Genomic DNA, 1,051 nt, shown 5'->3' with positions numbered 1-1,051 from the left:
GTCGCATCGGTGGCGGCCAACAGCTTGTGCAGGGATGGCAGGATCCCTACGAAGGAAGACCTGATTGTACTGTGCAACCGGATGGTGTCGTTCCCGCTTGAGGCAAGCGACAATCCCACCAATGTGAATCTGGGTGTATATGATGCACTGTTGGGCAAATCGGGGGAGGTTGCTCTATGAAGGCCAAGCAAGCGCAAAAGGAACTGTTCAACTCCTCATTCACCAATAAGCTGAGACAGTTCTTCTTCTCCCAGGAAGGAGTCCGTCAGGCACTTGAGAATGGGACACCAAAGCAGATTGAGTACCTGAATGAGCTGCTGGATTGTGAGCTGGCTCGCAGGACGGAATCCCGTAAGGCCAGGATGATCAAGCATGCCGGTTTTCCTTCCATCAAGAGCATTGATGAATATGATTTCTCCAATGTGCGTTTCCCTGCCCTGATGAGCAAGGAGGAAGTGCTCTCGCTCGAATTCATCAACCAGAAGAGAACCCTAATTTTTTATGGGATTTGTGGTAGTGGGAAGACAATGCTTTCCATTGCTCTGGGCATCAGGGCTTGCAATGAAGGCCACAAGGTGAAGTTCATGACCATGAGCCAGTTGATTGCACGACTGGCGAAAGCACGCTCTGAGGAACTCCTGGAGAGAACCCTTCTGGATCTCAAGAAGCTTGACCTGTTGATAATTGATGAATGGGGCTATTGCCAGGTAAGCAGGGATGATGCTCAGCTCCTATTCAGGGTGATTGCAGACAGTTACGAGAACAAGTCCTTGATTGTGACCACCAATCTACCATTCAGCGAATGGGGGAAGCTCATGACTGATGAGCAATTGGCAACCGCAATCATCGACCGATTGGTACACTACGGTCATCTAATCGATACAGGTTCGAAGGATTGGAGACTGGAACACTCATTGATGAGGGACCAGGTGGTAACGGTTAAGAAAGGGAGGGAGGATACTGGAAAATAGACAATAGTGAGTATTTTCGAACAGTACCAGAATAGGGAATTCCCACTACCATTTTATCCAATTTCTCTTGACAAAACACA

At 48.6% G+C, this 1,051-nt stretch carries 2 protein-coding genes; both read left to right on the top strand.

What is annotated here, in order from left to right; translation table 11 throughout:
• The coding region (locus DYP60_RS14400; RefSeq protein WP_165849607.1) for a hypothetical protein at positions 1-180 on the top strand (180 nt) is incomplete at its 5' end.
• A complete protein-coding gene (gene istB, locus DYP60_RS13900; protein WP_117331611.1) occupies positions 177-971 on the top strand; it encodes an IS21-like element helper ATPase IstB in 795 nt (264 codons plus the stop codon). The genes DYP60_RS14400 and istB, both read left to right, overlap by 4 nt.
• Positions 972-1,051: the final 80 nt, after the last annotated feature.

The organism is Sphaerochaeta halotolerans (assembly GCF_003429665.1).
GTDB lineage: Bacteria > Spirochaetota > Spirochaetia > Sphaerochaetales > Sphaerochaetaceae > Sphaerochaeta > Sphaerochaeta halotolerans.
The sequence above is the reverse complement of the archived record's forward strand: the minus strand, read 5'-3'. Positions and strand labels throughout refer to the sequence as shown.